Source organism: Pelotalea chapellei, from assembly GCF_018531195.1.
GTDB classification, from domain to species: Bacteria; Desulfobacterota; Desulfuromonadia; order Geobacterales; family Pseudopelobacteraceae; genus Pelotalea; species Pelotalea chapellei.
In genome coordinates this window covers 41,725-60,443 of the sequence record NZ_JAHDYS010000012.1, presented here as the reverse complement: position 1 = coordinate 60,443, position 18,719 = coordinate 41,725, and the positions used below count along the sequence as shown (strand labels likewise).

Sequence of the window (18,719 nt, the reverse complement as noted above, 5' to 3'; positions counted from 1 at the left end):
GTTGTAAGCGCAGAAAGCGCAACCGGTAAGAATACCGGCAAACCAGAAAGGAGCATTACCATGGCAATTTCAGACATCTCCCTCACAGCAGGTATGAGAAACAACCTCCTCGGCCTCCAGCAGACAGCTAGACAAGTTTCTCTTACCCAAGAGCGTCTGGGCAGCGGCAAGAAGGTTAACACCGCCCTCGACAACCCGACCAACTTCTTTGCTGCACAGGCAGCCAACAACCGCGCCAGCGACCTCGCTGACCGCAAAGACAGCATGAGCGAAGCAGTTCAGACCATCAAAGGCGCTGACAACGGCATCTCCGCCATCACTGCCCTGATCCAGTCCGCTAAAGGTCTTGCCAGTGCCGCCCAGTCAACCAACGATACCTTGTCACAGGCAACCTATGAGAGCCAGTTCGTCGCCATTAAGACCCAGATCACCACACTGGCAAGCGACGCCGGCTACCGCGGTACCAATCTGCTCACCGACGGTACCCTCTCAATCGAGTTCAGCCAGAAGACCGGCGATGCAAACCTGACCGTCAACGGTTTCAAAGCAGATGCTGCATCTCTGGGCGTCACCTCCGCTGCAAACTGGGCCGTTGTTGGCAACGTAACGCAGGCACTGTCAAACATGGACGGCGCTCTGTCCGTTCTGCGCACCAAGTCTTCCACACTGGCCAGTAACCTGTCCGTCATCACCACCCGTCAGGACTTCACCGCCAACATGATCAACACCCTGCAGCAAGGTGCTGATGGCCTTACCCTCGCCGACATGAACACAGAAGGGGCGAACATGTTGATGCTGCAGACCCGTCAGTCTCTGGGTACTACAGCTCTGAGCATGTCTTCTCAGGCAGCTCAGTCAGTACTCCGTTTGTTCTAATTATCATCAGCAACCTCTTAACGGGGAGGGGGAAACCCCTTCCCGTTTTTTTTGAAGGTCCTTCAGGAGGCGTTGTATGGAAATTAATACCGCCGATCAAAGAATTACTGCCATTGCTTCTCAAAATCTGCTTCCGAATTCACTCTTCCCCAAACAGCCGCAGCCCCAGCTATATTCCTCCAAAACAGACGGTGTGACTGGAAATGATAAAGTCACCATTCAGCTGGAAATTTCCAGAAATACATTGGACACACTTCAAAAATTTGGTAGTGTCGATGATCTTCTTGTCTCAACTGCAAGAAATGTTAGGCAGACAAATGAGACGCTGAGTGAAGGGGCAAAGCTGATAGATGAAATGAAAGTTAAGCTAGAGACTATTGTTAAGCAATATCCCCCTTTCCTGCAGGGAAGTACGGAGAGAATCGATCTTCTTGCGGGTTACAGTGGTTTGCAGAAAGAAATTACCAGCCTCATGATTCCTCCACCGCCGCCCCCCATATATGAAAAGGTCCAGCACTTGTGGGATAATTTATTTTCAGGACAATCCCACAGTATCCAGTTGCCCCAGCTTCCCAACAATGTTCCTGATTCGCATGTAAAGGTTGTTGTGGAACAACTTGACAGTCTTAAAAGTCAGGTAAGCCTTGTCCAAGAAGCAATGGGAAACAGCATTAAAGGGATTTGACATGTCACTGAAAGTTGTTCTTAAGCCGCACGAGAAAGTGATTATTGGAGGGGCCGTTTTGCGGAACGGCTCTATTGCATCCCATCTTCATGTGGAAAACAAAGTTCCTGTTCTTCGCCAAAAAGACATAATGGTGGAGGGAGAGGCCAATACACCATGCAAGCGTATCTACCTGATAGTTCAGCTCATGTACATAGGTGATGGCCTGACCCCTGAACTCTCTCAAATTTATTGGACTTTGGTGGAAGATATTGTAAAGGCAGCACCCAGTATGAAAGACTTGCTTTCCTCAATTAGTCAGTTTATTGTTAATGGTGAATTTTATAAGGCCCTGAGAAAATCAAAAGAGTTGATTTCATACGAAGAGGAGTTGCTAAGACATGTATCAGAACGCAGCTAATGCTTATATTAATATGCAAAAAGAGAGCTTAAGCGGCAGGGAACTGGAAGCTTCTGTACTTTCACGTGCTGGAATTATGCTGAAGCAGGTACAAGAAAATTGGGCGGAATCAGATCGAGATCAGAAACTATTAGAAGCAGTAAAGTTTAATCAAAAGGTATGGAGTTTTTTTCAGGCTGAACTCTCTGACCCAGAGAATCCATTGCCGAAGAAATTGCGTGAGGATATTCTTAACTTAAGTATTTTCATTGACAAACGATTGTTTGAGATAATGGCGTATCCGGATCCTGAAAAGTTGTCCATAGTAATCGATATCGACTTCAACATCGCTGCAGGACTCCGCACTAATCCAGAGTAGAAACAGGAACTGGTACAAGGGATCAGGGGACTAGGGACCGGTAGACACCTCTCACACCTCCCACGTCCCCGATCCAGTTTGCTGCCTCATCCCACCGTAAGACTGTATCCTTTGTTCTCCAGATACCCCACAACCTCCTTGATGTGCTCATAGCCCCTTGTTTCAAGTTCAAGAGATACATCTGTCCGCCCCAAGGCAAGTGATTTTGAACGACGGTCATGGTTGATCAGGAAGATATTGGCTCGAGTGGCGGCGATATCAGCAGAAAGAGTAGCAAGAGCTCCGGGAAGATCATCCAGTTCGATGGTCAGTCTGAGGTAACGCCCAGCTGCCAGCATGCCACGTTCAACTACCGTAGCAATGGTTTTGACATCGATATTCCCGCCTGAGAGCAGACAGACTGTCTTGCCGCTTATTCCCTTGATTCTGCCGTGCAGCAGTGCCGCGAGGGGTACTGCCCCAGCCCCCTCCACGAGTAACTTTGTTTTTTCCAGCAAAGAAACGATTGCCAGGGCTATTTCCTCTTCCTCAACAGTAACAATTTCATCCACAAGGTCACATATCACCGGCACAGTCTTTGTGCCAGGCAACTTTACGGCAATACCGTCTGCCAGGGTGATGCTGACAGCTTTTTCACAAGGCTGTTTTTTTTCAAAAGATGCAGACATTGAAGGAGCGGCCATGGATTCGACGCCAATGATGCGTACGTGGGGTGCCATTTCACGAATGGCTGCTGCCATGCCGGCAATCAGTCCTCCTCCTCCGACCGGTACGATCAGATTCTGCACGTCAGGAAGTTCTTCCAGGATTTCAAGGGCAATGGTGCCCTGGCCGGCCATGACAAGTTCGTCATCAAAAGGGTGAACGAACAGCGCTCCTGTGGCACGTTGCGCTTCCCATGCCGCGGCGCAGGCTTCATCGAAATTTCTTCCGGTCAATACCACCTCTGCACCGTAGTCCCTGGTGGCCTGCACCTTTTGGGGAGGAGTAATTTCCGGCATGTAGATCGTGGCTTGCACACCCAGCAGGTCAGCAGAAAAGGCGACGCCCTGGGCATGATTGCCGGCCGATGCAGTGATGACTCCCTTTTTCAGCGCCTCCCGCGATTGGGAGGTCATGAAATTGAGGGCGCCCCTGATCTTGAATGAACCGGTTCTCTGCAGATTTTCACATTTGAAGAAGAGCGGTGAGCCGAGCAGATCGGAATAGTAATGGGAATACATCAGCTCTGTCTTGCGGACGCGCTTTCTGAGCCGGTCATAGGCTTCATGGATGAGTTCGTTAAGCATTAGAACCTGAGCCCAGCTCCACCGGCGATAAAGTTCAACTGATCGTTAAACTGGCGGCGATATTCGACGTTAAGAAAAACAAAAGGCAGCAGGGGATATTCCAGGCCTGCAACAACAACCGGAGATCCTGTGGAGGCATGCTTGTCGCGGAAGATCAGCGCCTGTCCGACACCGACATAGGGCTGCAGCAGCGGCAGTGGCGCGCGAAGCTTGACGAGAGCGGTTACAGGCATGGATTCATCTCGTCTGGCGGACGAAACATTCTTATGATCCAGTAGTACATAACCCATCGTAGCGCCAACGGAAAATAACCTGTTGATGTGATAATCCGCAAAAACCTCAGTGGAAAAACCGCTCGTGCCTGCTGTGGCTCCTGCCCGGACACCTGCACTGATGGTGTCGGCGGCAAGCGCACCGGAAGCGAGTGTGAGGATCAGAAGCAGGGCGAAAAGTGTTTGTTTCATGACTAAATCTCCTTGTCGTAGGGCCATGGTATGGCGAAAAGAACAGCAACATTAAATTAAAAGCGCGGTAATCATACCCACAAACAGGACCTGGTTCAAGAAGTTCCGGTTCAGTCGGAATGGAGTGTTGAAATGGTGTGTGCTCTCCAATGTAAAATGTGGTACATACTGGAGTCAACATTATGGAAGCAGGAGCGGTATGTATCTCATTTTGTCCAGCATTTCACCGATTATGCCCATAGTATCGACAGTCACTGAAAACAGTAACTCTGCTGCTGAATTCTGTTGGAAGTTCGGCAATGGTTAAGAAATTGCCACCCTCGAAAATCAGCCGGGAAGGTTATCTTCTGCTGTTACTTCTGATCTGTGCTGGTTTCATTGGAAATTATTGTGCTGTCAGGCTTTTTATAGGCTTCAACTACCTGTTCGGCAGTATCTTTGTCCTTCTGGTCGTACGACTGTATGGGGTTCGATGGGGGCTATTGGCTGGGGTAATTGCATCATCCTGGACGATGGTTCTTTTCGGTCATCCTTATGCTATGGTCTGGCTCTGTGGTGAACCGCTCTTTGTCGGTTGGTTGTTGTCACGGAGTAAATCCCGGAATATCATCCTCTGCGATTCGCTCTACTGGCCTTTGATCGGAGCGCCGTTACTCTGGATGTTTTTTCGCTATGTGATGATGGTGCCGCTGCTGGGTACTGTAACCGCCCTGATGATGTACTGGGTGATCGGCATCTCCAATGCTTTGGTGGCCAGTCTGCTGCTGACCTCTTTTCCCCGACTCACAGCCATCGTAGAGTCTGACGAAACCCACTCCACTCCTATCCACCAACTGATATTCAACCTGATGATGGCTTTTGTAATGATACCGGCCATTATCATCCTTATTATTCAGGGCAGGGATTTTGAAAAAAGGTTTCTGCATGGAATGTATGACGAGCTGGAAAATAACTCACGTATCGCACTGTATGAGCTACGCCTGTTGCAAAAGCAGGAAGGGGGCGAATCGGTATCCGGGGCGCAACTGAACAAAAGCTTGCGGGATATGCTTCTGGTAGCACGGCGTCAGTCCTTCCATGAAATCACACTGCTTGATGGTGCTGGCAAGGTGATTACCAGCACAGCTAAAGAGCGCCTATCGCACGAGACATTCGATTTTTGTCCTGACGGAGAAATCAGCAGCGTCACTGACAACGGTATCCAACACTGTCTTCCCAGAGTGACATCCACGTTGCCGCTCTGGCAACGCGTCCAGAGGTCATCCTATTTAGTTCGCTTACAAGTGGGGAGTGACACTGGCTGGACTATTGTAGTAGATACTCCCTTTGCCCCTTACCAGAGACTGCTTTTTAAAGATCACAGACGGGCGCTGCTGGTGGTGTTAAGCCTCAATATGCTCATTCTTGTAACATCTCTGTACACCTCCCGTCGGTTGGCAGCACCGCTGCGTCATCTGTCACGGTTGACAACCGATCTGCCTGAGCGGTTGCTGAAAGATAAACTGACGTCATGGCCGGTGAGCACGGTTGCGGAGATCGAGCAGTTAAGCAAGAATTTTCAGGTCATGGCGGATGCTCTCAGCCAGAAATTTCAGGAAATATTTTCTGCAAAGGAGCAGTTGGAGCAGAGAGTCGGCGAGAGGACACAGGAACTTTCCCGCACCAACAGCGAATTGCAGCATGAGATACAAGAGCGCAAACTGACCGAGCGACAGCGTGATCATCTGATGGATGAGCTGGTTAGCCAGGTGCACTTTCTGCAAACGTTGATAGATGCGCTCCCCAATCCTGTTTTTTATAAAGATATCAATGGCCTGTATCAGGGATGCAATAAGGCATTCGAAAAAAGTTGGGGTGTAACGCGAGAGGAATTGGTAGGTAAGACGGTTCATCAACTATTTCCGGCTGCCGTAGCGGAGGTGTTTCACAAAGCTGATCTTGAACTGTTTGAACGTTGTGGGGTGCAGGTTTTTGAAGCCAAAGTTCCGTATGCCAGTGGCGGAACACACGATGGTATCTTTTATAAAGCCACCTTTAATGACAGCAGGGGAGAATTGGCCGGACTGATCGGTACCGTCGTTGATATCAATGACAGGAAACGGGCCGAGGCCGAACGCGACAGGCTGATGCAGGAACTTCGGCATAAGAACAAAGAACTGGAAGGCATTGTTTACATCGTCTCACACGACCTGCGCACCCCGCTGGTAAACATCCAGGGATTCAGTCGCAAGCTGGGCAAGAGTTGCAAAGAAGTGGAGCAGTTGGTTGAATCATTGGAACTGCCAACCGGAATGAGTCGGATATTTGACGGACACTTGCAAGAAGACATACCAAAATCTTTAGGATTTATTGCCAGCAGCATAGAAAAAATGGACGGTCTGTTAAATGGTCTCTCGCGGCTTTCCCGTTTGGGGCAAGCGGCGCTCAATTTCGAGACGCTTGACATGCGCCTCATTTTGGAGAAAATTGTTTCTTCCATGGCTTTCCAATTGGAAAAAGCGGGCGCCAGGATTGAATTATATTACCTGCATGACTGTAATGCCGATGCCGGTCAAGTCATTCAGGTCTTCAGCAATCTTCTGGATAATGCCCTTAAATATCGTTCTGCTGAAAGACCTCTTGTCATTAAGGTATATAGTGTACAATTCGCTGAAAGTGTCCGCTATTGTGTCGAAGATAATGGCATTGGCATTGCTCGGGAACATCAGATGACGATCTGGGATATTTTCCAGCGACTCAATCCAACTGACACTGTGGGTCAAGGGTTGGGGCTGACCATGTCACGACGGATTATCGACAGACTGGGGGGCTCCATCTGGGTGGAGTCGGAACCGGAGGCAGGAAGTTGTTTTTATGTTGTTTTACCCGCTGCTGAAACCGACAAAAATAAATAGTTTTATCACTCACTACTGTTGATCCGGAGGCGTTTAATGTGCGGTATTGTCGGTTATATTGGGGGTCAGGAAGCTACCCCTGTAATTGTTGAAGGATTGAAAAAACTTGAATATCGCGGATACGATTCTGCGGGTATTGCAACCTTGATGACTGGCGAGGCCGGAATCCGGCGTAGCGAGGGCAAGCTGATAAATTTGGAGAACCTGCTCCGGGAGCAACCCCTGCATGGAACCATCGGCATTGGACATACCCGCTGGGCAACCCATGGCCGCCCCTCCGAGATCAATGCCCATCCCCATAAAGCCGGGCATATTATCGTCGTGCATAACGGCATCATCGAGAATTACCTTCAATTGCGCGAACAGCTCAGACAGGCAGGACACGTATTCAAGAGCGAGACTGATACCGAAGTCATCTCACACCTCATCGAAGAAACACTTAAAACGGAACCTGATTTCGAAAAGGCGGTGCGGCTGGCTTTGACCGCTCTGCATGGCGCCTATGCGGTATGCGTTCTCAGTGAGAAGGAACCCAAAACCCTCATAGCAGCCAAGCTTGGTTCGCCCATGGTTGTTGGATTGGGGGCTGAGGAATTTTTTGTTGCTTCCGACATTCCCGCTATTCTGGCACATACCCGTGAAATGGTTTTTATGGAAGATGGCGAGATGGCGGTCTTTCGTGACAACGGCGTATCCTTCTCAACTATCGCCGGAACTTCGCTCGACAAAAAGCCGCGCCATATCGACTGGTCCCCTTTGATGGCTGAAAAGGGGGGCTACAAGCATTTCATGCTCAAGGAGATCCACGAACAGCCGCGCGCTGTACGCGACACTATTGCCGGCCGTCTTCTGGAGAGTGAAGGGGATGTGTACCTGGAAGGATTGAACTTCAACGACTGTCAGTTGGCGGCTGTCAAGCGCATCATCATCATAGCCTGTGGTACTTCCTGGCATGCTGCGCTGGTTGGCAAATTCTACCTCGAGGGGCACTGCCGCATACCGGTGGAAGTGGATATCGCTTCCGAATTTCGCTACCGCAATCCGGTCATTGATGAAAGCACGATGGTAATGGTCATCTCTCAATCGGGAGAGACTGCCGACACCCTGGCCGCATTGCGTGAAGCCAAGGCGCGGGGCGCCATGAACATGGCCATCTGCAATGTAGTTGATTCCTCCATAGCCCGTGAATCAGCGGGAGTGATCTATACCCATGCCGGTCCCGAGATCGGTGTTGCCTCGACCAAGGCTTTTGTGACCCAGCTGACCGCCCTGTACCTGTTCACGATACGTATGGGGAGATCCATCGGTACGATTGACCTGGCGGCAGGCCAAAGCATGATTGCTGCACTCAAACATGTCCCGGCCTTGCTGGAAGAGGTTCTGACTCTGAATAGCCTGACCGAGAAGATTGCCCGCAAGTACATGAACGCGCGGGATTTCCTTTACCTCGGCCGTGGCAAAAATTTTCCAATCGCCTTGGAGGGCGCGCTTAAGCTCAAGGAGATATCCTACATCCATGCCGAGGGCTATGCTGCGGGGGAGATGAAACATGGTCCCATCGCCCTGATCGACGAAGAAGTGCCGGTGGTCATGCTGGTACCGCGCAGCAGCAACTTTGACAAGACGCTTTCCAATATGGAAGAAGTCAGCGCCCGTGGCGGCAGGGTAATAGCCTTGTGCACCACAGGAGCTGAAGATATTGCCGGGCGAGTTGAGGATTTTATTGAAATCCCCAGCCTATGCGAAGACTTGGACCCGCTGCTGCTTTCCGTACCACTGCAGCTGCTCGCCTATCATGTTGCAGTGCTCAAAGGGACCGACGTTGATCAGCCGAGAAACCTGGCCAAAAGTGTAACGGTGGAATAGTGTAGTAGGAAGGGTTTGTTGTTGTTGTTTGTTGTGGTGATAATTCATGTCACCGGAGGACAAAATTAATGTTACCAATTAGTCAGAAAAGGGCCAATTGACAATCTGTAGGGGCCGCCTACAGATAAGGGCCTACAGCAAATGCTGTAGGCCCTTTGTTTTTGGTGGTGGAGATGAGGAGGATCGAACTCCCGACCTATGCCTTGCGAAGGCAGCGCTCTCCCAGCTGAGCTACATCCCCATTTATGACTGTTCCGGCTGCAGTAGCGGCAGAGTTACTGTGAAAATTGCACCCCTTGCGCCATTGGTGACTTGGAGGGTACCACTGTGGTTGATCACAATTCGGTTGGCAATTGCCAGACCCAGGCCTGTACCATTAGGTTTCGTGGTGAAAAAGGGCGCAAATATCTTGGAGAGCATGTCGACCGGAATCCCTCCGCCGGTATCACTTATGCTAATCGTCACCAGGTCTTTGTCCAGAGATTCTTCGAGGGCAATCGTTATGGTGCCGCCATCCGTCATTGCCTCACACGCATTCAGCAGCAGGTTGAGAAAGACCTGCTTCAACTGATGTGCATCTCCCAGCAAGAGCCAAGGGTGGTTTCCAAGGGAAGCTGACAACTGCACGTTGTAATCTTCAAGTGCCGTGGTGCAGCCATCAAAGCATTCTTTCAAAATTTCTCTTAGTTCACACAGATTGTAGCAGATGGTCGGTTTTCGGGAGTAAGCCAGAATATCCGATAGCATCTTCTCCAGGCGACTAACCTCCCGGACAATGGTCTCAGCATAACGGTGTTCACGCCCTTCAGGGGGCAATACCTTAAGCAGGCGCGACGAGAAACCTCCGATGGTGATGAGGGGGTTTTTGAGTTCATGGGCCATGTTTGCCGCCATCTCGCCGATTGCTGCCAATCGTTCGCCATGGAGGAGACGTTCTCTTGCATCGCGCAGATTGGAATGCGCTTCCTCGATCCGGTTGTAGAGCATCGAATTTTCGATGGCCATGCCGGCCTGGCTTGCAAAGAGCTGCAAAAAATGCAGATCATCCATGCTCAGCTTGTTGCCCGAGTTCGGATTATCCACCACAACCATTCCCAGGCTCTTCTCACGCGAGAGCAGGGGTACGGCTGCAAAGGAGGTGGCGCCGAGCTTGCGAAAGGAGGCACAGCTAGGACATTCGATGCAATCCACCTTGTCGGAGTGATAGAGGCGGTTTTCCATGACAACTTGCCTGATTACAGGGCAGTCTGCGGTCACTTCGATACGCATGGCTTTGATGTTCGAGCAAATTTCTGCTTCACGCTGGCGGGAAATCACTTCATCGCTGATATCCCAGCGACTGAGGAGAGGATTTTCTTCACCACCGACGACAACAAGATCGGCTGCAGAAGACAGGGTAACTCCAAGCATACCTTGAAGAACACCGGATTTTTCATTGAGAAGAAAGAGCATGGCGCGCTCGAAAAGCGGCGGCGTACCGGAAGTGAGGGCAGTGAGAATAAGGTGGGTGAGTTTGTTGAGACGGATTGTGGATAGAAGGGTATTACTGAACTGGTATAACAGAACCAGTTCAGTAAGCTTTTTGTCTGTAGCTTTGTTGGGAATGCCAGGATCGTCCATGCGGGCACCTGCTGCGGGAAAGGAGGATAACAGCAGTTACTGACGCTTTTCTTTTTGTTCCTCTTCCATCTTGCAATTAATGCAGAGCGTAGTTACCGGACGCACTTTCAGACGAGCCTCACTGATCGGATCGCCGCATTCCTCGCAAACACCGAACTCCCCGGTATCGATACGATCCAAGGCATCCTTGATCTTGTTGATCAGTTTGCGCTCCCGGTCGCGGATACGTAATTCGAAATTGCGATCCGACTCCTGGGTAGCCCGGTCGGTAGGGTCGGGGAAATTGGATGCGTCTGAGTTCATTTCGGTAACAGTTTTGCCTGCCTCACCCAAAAGGGCCTTCATTTCATCATTGAGGACACTTCTGAAATACTCAAGTTTTTCAACTTCCATGGCCAGCTCCTGACTTTGTGTCGAATTGGATAATATTAAAGATTACCGTGGTTCAAGTCCAGAAAAAAATAGCTACTGCATAAGCAGCTGCATCGCTTCATCAACCGAGCCAACACCCCGCAATGCAATCTTCCCTTTTTTGAGCCTCTTTACATTTCCAGCAGGAAGAATACATGTTTTGAAGCCAAGTTTTTCAGCTTCAGCTATCCGCTGCTCCGGCTGGGTTATGGCTCGCACCTCTCCTGCCAGTCCCACTTCTCCCAAAATTACAGTATGCGAGGGTATCGCTTTATCCAGGTGACTGGAAGCTACTGCCATGATCATGGCCAAATCAACAGCCGGTTCATTCAGGCGGACTCCACCTGCAGCATTAAGGAAAATGTCCTGCCCGGCCAGGTGTAGTCCGACTTTCTTTTCCAGTACCGCCACCAGCAAGGCCAACCGGTTGTGATCCACCCCGATTGTTGTACGCCGGGGAACACCGAAGGATGTCTGGGTCACCAAAGCCTGCAGTTCCACCAGCAAAGGACGGGTTCCTTCCAGGGAGGAAGTTACGACGGAACCGGAAACATCCAGTGGGCGCTCGGAGAGAAACAGCTCCGAGGGGTTATCCACACAACGTAACCCTTCCTGCTTCATCTCAAAGACACCGATCTCGTTTGTTGAACCAAAACGATTCTTGACCGCCCGCAGTATGCGAAAAGGGTGACTGCCATCTCCTTCGAAATATAGCACTGTGTCAACCATGTGCTCCAGAACCCGCGGACCTGCTATGGCGCCATCCTTGGTGACATGCCCTACTATGAAAATCGGTATGCCGCTTCCCTTGGCAAGCATCATCAACTTGCCGGCAGATTCCCGTACCTGACTGACACTGCCGGGGGCAGATTCAAGACTCGAGGTCCAGACCGTCTGGATAGAGTCCACAACCATAACGCGCGGAGTGAGTGTGGTCGCATGAGACAGAATGGCTTCCAGAGAATTTTCGGCCAGGATTAATAAATTGCGGTGGGAGGCCCCCAGGCGCTCTCCCCGCAAACGTGTCTGGGATGCTGACTCTTCGCCGGAAACATACAGCACCTGTTTTTTATCGTCCTTGGCCAGATTATGCATGGCCTGCAACAGAAGTGTTGATTTGCCGATACCCGGATCGCCACCAATCAGCACGAGTGAACCGGGAACAATGCCCCCACCCAGTACACGGTCCAACTCTCCGACACCTGTTTCCACCCGGGTTTCCGATTGGGCAGGAACATCGCAGATCGGTATCGGCCGTGACTGTTCCCGTATAGAAGAACCAGGTCCCGCTTTAACAGTAACTTCTTCGACCATGCTGTTCCATGAACCGCAATCGGGACACTTACCCAACCATTTGGGTGACTGGCTGCCGCATTTCTGACAGGTAAAGATGGTTTTCTGTTTCACTTGTTTTCCTTGCCTGACTGTAACCCTCCCGCAAGTTCTCTTCCAGATGCAGTAAATTGCAGGAGGTTGATAACAACAGAGAGCGAACCTGAGGTTATATTGACAAAAAACGTTTTAAGTATATTATTCCCAATCCTATTGTAATACCATAACTGAATTATCCTGATAGAGTCTGTTCCTGCTCTGTTCGAGTGAATCACAAGGAGAAACAGCATGCCTCAAGCTATCGAAGTAAAACCTGATCTATTCTGGATCGGTTCAGAGGATCCGGAACTACGGACATTTGATGATCTTTTTCCGACTGAGCACGGTACCACCTATAATGCATATTTGATCAGAGGGAATGCAAAAACAGCTATTATCGACACAGTCAAAGCCAAGCGTGTCGATGAATACATGGACAAGGTCAAATCACTGACCTCACTCGACAAAATTGATTACATCATCGTCAACCATGCGGAGCCGGATCATTCCGGTTCGTTGGGCTATCTGCTGGAGCAATGTCCCGAGGCGACGGTAATTTCAACCCAAGCTGCCAAGAACTTTCTGGCCAATCTGCTGCACAAGCCGTTCAAGTCCCTGGTCATCAAGGATGGCGACACAATCGACCTTGGTGGTCGCACCCTGCGTTTCATCACTGCTCCTTTTCTGCACTGGCCTGACACCATGTTCACCCGCCTGGAAGAAGAAAACATCCTGTTTACCTGTGATGCTTTCGGGGCTCATTATTGCTCACCCGGAAAAATTTTCAACGATGAAAATGAAGACATAACGTCAGCACGACAGTTTTATTTCGACTGCATTTTCCGCCCCTTCAAGGACAAGGTTCTGGCTGCAGTAGAAAAAATTCGCCACGATGTGATCGACATGATTTGTCCCAGCCATGGACCGATCATCAGACGGGACCCGTGGAAAGTTATCCAGCAGTTCGAGACATGGAGCAAGCCGGTTTCCCACTCGAAAAAAACAGTGATCCTCTACCTTTCACCCCACGGCAACACCGAAAAAATGGCCCAGGCCGTTGCTGCCGGGGCCTCTCTGAATGGCGTAGAAGTAATCAGCTTCCACATCAGCCACTTAAGCTCAAACGAGATCCGAAATCTGATGGAAGATGCTGACGCCCTTATTTTCGGCATTCCAACCATCGTCAGGGATATCCCCAAGCCGATGTGGGACGTGCTGGCCTACCTGAGCACCGTCAAGCTCAAGACCAATATAGCCGGCCTGTTCGGCAGTTACGGCTGGAGCGGTGAAGCCTGTAAAATGGCTGAAGAGCGACTTAAAAGTGTAGGTTTCAAAATTTCCGAGCCAATCGTGAAGGCTCCGTTCAAACCCACAGAAGAAATACTGGTCCAATGCGAAGCGCTCGGCAAGGCCTTGTCAGAAGAGGTTCTGAAAAAAAACTGACAGGCTGTTTGTTTTGAAATCAAAGCACTGTCTACATGCCGTGCAAATCCCCTGGAGAAACTGATCAGGGGATTTGCACGTAATGCCAAGGAAATTGCGTGAAAAGACTCATCCTGATACTGCTGCTGATCTGCTGCGTCTATGCAGCATATATAGGGATCACTCTGGCATCTCTGCCGCCAGTCTCCGAGCTTGCGGCACGCAGCTTTACACGCACCATTCAGGTCAAGGACTGGCATGGCAGCTACCATGCTTTAGTAGTAGGCCCCAAAAATCGGCATTGGACACCATCCGGTCGCATCCCTTCCGAAATGAAATGGGCAGTGATTCTGGCAGAGGACAGCAATTTTTACAAACATGAGGGCTTTGATGTGAAAGCCATCAAAGAGGCCATCAAGTATGATTTAGAGAAGAAGAGTTTTGCCAGAGGTGCTTCGACCATTACCCAGCAGGCTGCCAAAAACCTTTATCTTTCGCGTGAAAAAACCATCACTCGCAAGTTCAAGGAAATATATCTGGCATGGCGTATGGAACAGGAACTCACCAAAGGGCGCATTATCGAGCTTTATCTGAATGTAGTTGAACTGGGCCCAATGGTGTACGGCATTGGCCACGGCGCGCAGTATTACTTTGGCAAGCCGGCTTCAGCCCTCACTCCGCGGGAGTGTGCTTTTCTGGCTGCCATGCTTCCCGGCCCGCGGATAGCGTACAACCCCTACAAGAACCTGGGACGAGTACTGAAACGATCGGACATGATCCTGAAACTGCTTCGTCAGAAGGGAGTCCTTAGTAATGATGAATATGCGGCGGCCCTCGCCCAATCGCCGAATGTTGGCAGACTTCAGGCCAAAGTGGACAAGAGTATAGAAAAAGAGGCCGTGTTCGCAACACACTCTTCTGCTCAGGCACCGGTTGAGCAGACTACAGAGGATGACCAGCAGACCGGGGATACCGGGGCACAGCCGAATGGCGAGCATCCGGCAGCGACCGAGCCTCCGCCACCAGAACAACAAGATGCACCGGCGGCGCAACCTGCCGAGCGCTGAAAACCACTACTGAACTGCAAAGGCATGATCTGATAGATGGATACGACAATGACAACACCTGCAACAAAAACAGATTTCAAAAATCTGACCCTTCCCGCTCTGGAACGGTTCCTCCAGGGCAAGGGCAAGGAGCGCTTCCGCGCCACCCAGATATTCAAGTGGATATACCAGTTTGATGCCCGTTCCTTCGGCGAGATGACCAACATCTCCAAGGACCTTCGTCAGGAACTGGAAACCACCGCCTGGATCAGCAATCTTGAACCTGAGGCCGTGGAAGAGGGAAGCGATGGTACCCGCAAATATCTTTTCAGCCTCGGAGATGGTAATGCCGTTGAATCGGTATTAATCCCGGACGAGGGACGCAACACCCTATGCATATCCTCCCAGGCCGGTTGTGCCATGGGATGCGAATTCTGTCTGACCGGCACCTTCAAGTTGACCCGCAATTTGACAACTGCCGAGATCGTCAACCAGATCATGGCAGTGCGACGGGATGTTCGGAAGATTGGCGAAGAGATTCGCAATATCGTTATGATGGGTATGGGAGAACCGCTGCACAATCTGGACAACGTGATCCCGGCCATCCAAATCATGATCGATGGAAACGGGCTGCAGCTCTCCAACCGCCGGGTTACCGTATCCACATGCGGATTGGTACCTGAAATGGAACGACTTGGGCGTGAGATACCAAATGTCAATCTGGCGGTATCGCTTAACGCAACCACTGATGAGCTGCGCAACAGGATCATGCCGATCAATCGGCGCTACCCGATCAAGGAGCTTCTCGATGCCTGCCGGAAGTTCCCGCTTCCCGGCCGCCGCAAGGTAACCTTTGAATACGTGATGATCGGAGGCATGAACGATACCCTGGAGGATGCCAAACGACTGCTGCGCCTGACCAGCGACATCCCCAACAAGGTTAATCTGATCCCGTTCAACGAACACGAAGGATGTGGGTTCAAAGCGCCAACCCAGTCCAGCGTTGATGCCTTTCACAAATATCTGATCGATCGTAATGTAACGGTCATCACCCGCAGCAGCCGCGGTGATGATATTTCAGCAGCCTGCGGACAGCTGAAGGGAAGACTAGGGACTGGCGACCGCAATGCCGCCAGGGAAGAGTGATGACAGAGGAAAACAGAAAAAGAATTTACTTTCTGGGGCGCCAGCCGGTTTTAAACTGCAAGCGCGAAATCGTCGGGTATGAGCTGCTCTTCAGATCAACCTATCGCAACGCCGCCACCATCACTAACCATGATGTTGCCAGCGCGTCAGTCATATCCAGCATCCTGGCAGGGTTTGGTCTGGGTGATGTGCTGGGAGACAAGATGGCCTTCATCAATGTCAACCAGTCGCTCTTTTTTTCTGAATTACTGGAAGTGCTGCCCCATGGGCAAACCATCCTCGAACTGCTTGAACTGGTGACTATGGATGACAAGCTCAGGAGTCGTTGTATTGAGCTGAAGAGAATGGGGTTCAGACTCTCATTAGACGACCACATCTATGCACCGGAGCTGGAAGAATTTTACAAATTAGTAGACATCGTCAAACTGGATATACTCGCAATTCCACCGGAGCAACTGGCGGAAATGGTAGGAAAACTTCTGCGTTCGCCAATACAACTGGTGGCGGAGAAAGTTGAGACAGCAGCTCAGTTTGAAGCATGCCGCAAGATGGGGTTCCACCTGTTCCAGGGGTTTTTCTTTCAGCGCCCGGAGATGCTTCGACGTGACTGCCTTGAACCGGCAGAGCTCGAGATGCTGCAACTGCTTGACCGGCTGAGAGACAACCCTCAGACAGCCGAAATTGAAGAGATCTTTCGCCGCAGTCCTTCGCTTTCATTTCACCTGCTCAAGCTGGTCAATTCGGTAAACATGGGGTTGCGCCAGAAAATCAAAAGCCTGCGCCACGCCATCACACTCGTGGGGTTGGACAAACTGCGCCACTGGATACACCTGGCCCTGTTCGCCACTGTTGACAGCCATAATCGTGGCCTGAACAACCCGCTCCTGGAGATGGCGGCAGTGAGGGGACGCCTCATGGAGCGCCTGGTCAAGCAACATCACAATCCTGACAACCACGATTTGACGGAAGCTGCCTTTATGACAGGAATTTTTTCTCTCTTTGATGTTCTCTTCAATGTATCCATGGAAGAAGTCATAAACGGGTTAAACCTGGCAACTGAAATTAATGATGCACTTTTGAAGCGACAGGGCCATTTGGGGCAGCTGCTTTTGCTGGCAGAAATGGTGGAGCAGGCCAACTTTGCAGAAGTCGAACGCCTGCTGACAGCTATCGACATACCGGTTGAAGTGCTTATTGATTCCCAGATGGATGCCTTCAACTGGCGGGGGATGGTGGCAGCCTAGCCAAAGTTCCACTCTAAGAAATTGGTCTTCAAATATAAAAAGGCTTCCAGGTATTCCCGGAAGCCTTTTTCAGTTTGATGCTCTGTCTTGTTACCGTTTTATTTCGGACCCGTAAGAGTTTCAGCACGTCGGGTACGGTACTCCACTACCGGCTGGTGGGTTGAACCGCGCTGAGGGCGACTTGCTCCCGGTGCTCCCGACTTGCCGGGACGGGGAGCGCCTTCCCAGGGTTTGCCTTGTCCAGTTGCTGTTCTTGGTTTGCCACCCGGTTTTCCAAAACGGTTGCCACCCGGACCGCCGGAACGACGCGCGCCATTACCGCCGGAAACCCTTCTCAGCGCTGACAATGGAGCAAGTCCATCGATATTCTGTTCGGGAAGACGTTTGCCGATGAATCGCTCAATGCGCTCCAGGTAGCTCAATTCCGATGAAGAGACAAATGAAATGGCTACACCGGTTGCGCCGGCGCGGCCGGTACGGCCGATGCGGTGAACGTAATCCTCGGCAAAGCGAGGCAGATCGAAGTTGATTACATGGCTGATGCCGTTCACATCCAGACCGCGTGCAGCTACATCGGTAGCGACGAGCAGGCGGATGCCGCCGCGGCGCATGCGTTCGATGGTCTTGTTGCGGGCAAATTGATTCATGTCGCCATGCAGGGCGGCAGCCGGATGGCCGGCATTGCTCAGCTCACGAGCCAAATCATCGGCATCGCGCTTGGTTGCTGAGAAAATAATGGCCCTGGTGAGTTGCTGATCGCTGATCAGGTGGCGCAGCAGTTCTTTCTTGTGATGCAAGTTGTCAGCAACGTGGAGGCGCTGCTCGATCAGATCGTGAGACTGGGTGCGCACAGCCAGTTCGACGCGCTGTGGATCGCGCAGCATTGTCTCGGCCAGCTTGAGTACGGACTTTTCCATAGTCGCGGTGAACATCAGAGTCTGACGATTGCTGGGTGCCCGGGAAACGATCTTTTCCATATCTTCACTGAACCCCATGTCGAGCATGCGGTCAGCTTCGTCCAGAATCAGCATCTCCAGACGATCAAGTCTGACGCTGCCTCGCTCCAGGTGATCCAGCAGACGACCAGGAGTGGCAACAATGATATCAACCGGGGCAGAAAGCAGGCGCAGCTGTTCGCGATATGGCATGCCACCAAGGATCGATCCGCAGCGAACCCGTATGCCGCGACCGTAGTTACGCGCCGCATCCATGACCTGGCCGGCCAATTCACGGGTAGGAGTCAGAACAAGCACTCGGGGGCCCTTACCAGGCACGGTTGATGGTGTGCTGAGACGCTCAAGGGCGGGCAGTACAAAGGCAGCTGTCTTACCGGTTCCGGTCTGGGCAGTGGCAATCAGATCTGTTCCTGACAGAACCAGTGGAATTGATTGGGCCTGGATTGGAGTTGGAGAGGTGTAGCCACAGGCTGTTACTGCCTTGAGAATGGCCGGGTTGAGGTTCAGTTCTTCAAACGTCATGCGTGTTCCTTTTCTGGGCGGTGTCGGGGTGAGGAGCGCACACAGGCCGCGGGATCATACGGCATGATCCACGGATGGAGGACGGCGGTTCCGCGTGAGCAAGGCTGTTCAATACCACGTACATCAGGAGATAAAACCTGAAAGCTGCC

16 protein-coding genes and 1 tRNA gene are annotated in these 18,719 nt (G+C 51.2%); 10 read left to right on the top strand and 7 right to left on the bottom strand.

Translation table 11 applies throughout. The annotated features are described in order from the left end of the window. The first annotated feature begins 60 nt into the window (after positions 1–60). The 4 genes from KJB30_RS13040 (at position 61) to flaF (ending at position 2,319) form a co-directional block, all read left to right on the top strand. Positions 61–876 (top strand): flagellin N-terminal helical domain-containing protein, encoded by an 816-nt coding sequence (locus tag KJB30_RS13040; protein WP_214299989.1) that lies wholly within the window; start codon positions 61–63, stop codon positions 874–876. 76 nt (positions 877–952) lie between these two features. Beyond that, positions 953–1,561: a hypothetical protein gene (locus KJB30_RS13035; RefSeq protein ID WP_214299987.1), complete on the top strand. Its 609-nt coding sequence runs from the start codon at positions 953–955 to the stop codon at positions 1,559–1,561. A 1-nt stretch (position 1,562) separates the two neighbouring features. After that, positions 1,563–1,961: a flagellar biosynthesis repressor FlbT gene (locus KJB30_RS13030; RefSeq protein ID WP_214299985.1), complete on the top strand. Its 399-nt coding sequence runs from the start codon at positions 1,563–1,565 to the stop codon at positions 1,959–1,961. Next, on the top strand, positions 1,942–2,319 hold the full coding sequence (gene flaF / locus KJB30_RS13025) for a flagellar biosynthesis regulator FlaF (protein WP_214299983.1): 378 nt from the start codon (positions 1,942–1,944) through the stop codon (positions 2,317–2,319). Before KJB30_RS13030 ends, flaF begins: the two co-directional genes overlap by 20 nt. Before the next feature lie 86 nt (positions 2,320–2,405). Here the strand turns inward: flaF and ilvA are convergent, their stop codons facing one another. Both ilvA and KJB30_RS13015 read right to left on the bottom strand, forming a co-directional pair. After that, positions 2,406–3,608, bottom strand: a complete 1,203-nt coding sequence (ilvA, locus tag KJB30_RS13020) for a threonine ammonia-lyase (protein ID WP_214299981.1) — start codon at positions 3,606–3,608, stop codon at positions 2,406–2,408. After that, positions 3,608–4,072, bottom strand: a complete 465-nt coding sequence (locus tag KJB30_RS13015) for an outer membrane beta-barrel protein (RefSeq protein WP_214299980.1) — start codon at positions 4,070–4,072, stop codon at positions 3,608–3,610. Before KJB30_RS13015 ends, ilvA begins: the two co-directional genes overlap by 1 nt. A 299-nt stretch (positions 4,073–4,371) precedes the next feature. Between KJB30_RS13015 and KJB30_RS13010 the strand changes: the two genes are divergently transcribed. Together KJB30_RS13010 and glmS are read left to right on the top strand one after the other, a co-directional pair. Further along, positions 4,372–6,966, top strand: a complete 2,595-nt coding sequence (locus KJB30_RS13010; protein ID WP_214299978.1) for an ATP-binding protein — start codon at positions 4,372–4,374, stop codon at positions 6,964–6,966. A 36-nt stretch (positions 6,967–7,002) separates the two neighbouring features. Beyond that, positions 7,003–8,832, top strand: coding sequence for a glutamine--fructose-6-phosphate transaminase (isomerizing) (glmS, locus tag KJB30_RS13005; protein WP_214299976.1), 1,830 nt, complete (start codon positions 7,003–7,005; stop codon positions 8,830–8,832). Between the two features lie 165 nt (positions 8,833–8,997). Here glmS and KJB30_RS13000 read toward each other — a convergent pair. From KJB30_RS13000 to radA, 4 genes are all read right to left on the bottom strand, one after another. After that, positions 8,998–9,073 (bottom strand) — tRNA-Ala (locus KJB30_RS13000). A gap of 2 nt (positions 9,074–9,075) precedes the next feature. Beyond that, on the bottom strand, positions 9,076–10,452 hold the full coding sequence (locus KJB30_RS12995) for a GAF domain-containing sensor histidine kinase (RefSeq protein ID WP_214299974.1): 1,377 nt from the start codon (positions 10,450–10,452) through the stop codon (positions 9,076–9,078). Between the two features lie 36 nt (positions 10,453–10,488). Continuing rightward, positions 10,489–10,845, bottom strand: a complete 357-nt coding sequence (dksA, locus tag KJB30_RS12990; protein ID WP_214299972.1) for an RNA polymerase-binding protein DksA — start codon at positions 10,843–10,845, stop codon at positions 10,489–10,491. Positions 10,846–10,917: 72 nt separating this feature from the next. After that, entirely contained in the window at positions 10,918–12,270 is a 1,353-nt protein-coding gene (gene radA, locus KJB30_RS12985; protein ID WP_214299970.1) for a DNA repair protein RadA, read from the bottom strand. Positions 12,271–12,483: 213 nt separating this feature from the next. Here radA and KJB30_RS12980 point away from each other — a divergent pair, with 213 nt between their 5' ends. The 4 genes from KJB30_RS12980 to KJB30_RS12965 all read left to right on the top strand — a co-directional run bounded on the left by KJB30_RS12980 (position 12,484) and on the right by KJB30_RS12965 (position 17,092). Continuing rightward, complete coding sequence (locus KJB30_RS12980; RefSeq protein WP_214299968.1) at positions 12,484–13,677, top strand: FprA family A-type flavoprotein; 1,194 nt, start codon at positions 12,484–12,486, stop codon at positions 13,675–13,677. 98 nt (positions 13,678–13,775) lie between these two features. Next, on the top strand, positions 13,776–14,723 hold the full coding sequence (locus KJB30_RS12975; protein ID WP_214299966.1) for a transglycosylase domain-containing protein: 948 nt from the start codon (positions 13,776–13,778) through the stop codon (positions 14,721–14,723). A 48-nt stretch (positions 14,724–14,771) separates the two neighbouring features. Then, on the top strand, positions 14,772–15,848 hold the full coding sequence (rlmN, locus tag KJB30_RS12970) for a dual-specificity RNA methyltransferase RlmN (RefSeq protein ID WP_214299964.1): 1,077 nt from the start codon (positions 14,772–14,774) through the stop codon (positions 15,846–15,848). Beyond that, a complete protein-coding gene (locus tag KJB30_RS12965; protein WP_214299962.1) occupies positions 15,848–17,092 on the top strand; it encodes an EAL and HDOD domain-containing protein in 1,245 nt (414 codons plus the stop codon). Before rlmN ends, KJB30_RS12965 begins: the two co-directional genes overlap by 1 nt. A gap of 98 nt (positions 17,093–17,190) precedes the next feature. Here the strand turns inward: KJB30_RS12965 and KJB30_RS12960 are convergent, their stop codons facing one another. Next, the gene (locus KJB30_RS12960) at positions 17,191–18,570 is read right to left on the bottom strand and encodes a DEAD/DEAH box helicase (protein ID WP_214299960.1); all 1,380 of its coding nucleotides are present in this window, start codon (positions 18,568–18,570) and stop codon (positions 17,191–17,193) included. Positions 18,571–18,719: the final 149 nt, after the last annotated feature.

Coding starts and splice junctions, on each gene's coding strand:
- KJB30_RS13035 (WP_214299987.1), top strand. CDS start 953: ATGGAAATTAATACCGCCGATCAAAGAATTACTGCCATTGCTTCTCAA.
- KJB30_RS13015 (WP_214299980.1), bottom strand. CDS start 4,072: ATGAAACAAACACTTTTCGCCCTGCTTCTGATCCTCACACTCGCTTCC.
- KJB30_RS13040 (WP_214299989.1), top strand. CDS start 61: ATGGCAATTTCAGACATCTCCCTCACAGCAGGTATGAGAAACAACCTC.
- rlmN (WP_214299964.1), top strand. CDS start 14,772: ATGACAACACCTGCAACAAAAACAGATTTCAAAAATCTGACCCTTCCC.
- KJB30_RS12980 (WP_214299968.1), top strand. CDS start 12,484: ATGCCTCAAGCTATCGAAGTAAAACCTGATCTATTCTGGATCGGTTCA.
- dksA (WP_214299972.1), bottom strand. CDS start 10,845: ATGGAAGTTGAAAAACTTGAGTATTTCAGAAGTGTCCTCAATGATGAA.
- KJB30_RS12995 (WP_214299974.1), bottom strand. CDS start 10,452: ATGGACGATCCTGGCATTCCCAACAAAGCTACAGACAAAAAGCTTACT.
- KJB30_RS13010 (WP_214299978.1), top strand. CDS start 4,372: ATGGTTAAGAAATTGCCACCCTCGAAAATCAGCCGGGAAGGTTATCTT.
- glmS (WP_214299976.1), top strand. CDS start 7,003: ATGTGCGGTATTGTCGGTTATATTGGGGGTCAGGAAGCTACCCCTGTA.
- KJB30_RS12960 (WP_214299960.1), bottom strand. CDS start 18,570: ATGACGTTTGAAGAACTGAACCTCAACCCGGCCATTCTCAAGGCAGTA.
- KJB30_RS13030 (WP_214299985.1), top strand. CDS start 1,563: ATGTCACTGAAAGTTGTTCTTAAGCCGCACGAGAAAGTGATTATTGGA.
- KJB30_RS12965 (WP_214299962.1), top strand. CDS start 15,848: ATGACAGAGGAAAACAGAAAAAGAATTTACTTTCTGGGGCGCCAGCCG.
- flaF (WP_214299983.1), top strand. CDS start 1,942: ATGTATCAGAACGCAGCTAATGCTTATATTAATATGCAAAAAGAGAGC.
- ilvA (WP_214299981.1), bottom strand. CDS start 3,608: ATGCTTAACGAACTCATCCATGAAGCCTATGACCGGCTCAGAAAGCGC.